Consider the following 344-nt stretch of genomic DNA (forward strand, 5'->3'; position numbering starts at 1 on the left):
TTTGAGAAAGTGACAGAGCGTAAGCTGAATAATACAAAGTTAATTTCTGGTCAGGTGAAGCCTGGTAATATTGAAAGCTTCTATGCAGATCCGGCCAAAGGAAAAGTGAAAGATATTGAGGTAAAAGAAGGGCAAGAGGTAGAAAAAGGTACGAAGTTATTCTCTTATGACAATGAAGAGATTAACCTTCAAATGAAGCAAGCTGAGCTTGATCAGAAGATGGCGGATATGCGTTATGATCAAGGAAAGAAGAAGATTGATTCGCTCAAGAAAGAAATTAAGAAGGCAAAAGATAGCGGAGCTGGGAAAGAAGTAACAGATCCGATGGACGAGCAAGTAAACGA

The 344-nt window shown here is 39.2% G+C and carries 1 protein-coding gene; it reads left to right on the forward strand.

From position 1 onward, the window contains the following. The coding region (locus ACQRBL_RS32685; protein WP_427736014.1) for a biotin/lipoyl-binding protein at positions 1–344 on the forward strand (344 nt) is incomplete at both ends.

Source organism: Bacillus sp. AF62, assembly GCF_050312695.1.
GTDB classification, from domain to species: Bacteria; Bacillota; Bacilli; order Bacillales; family Bacillaceae_G; genus Bacillus_A; species Bacillus_A cereus.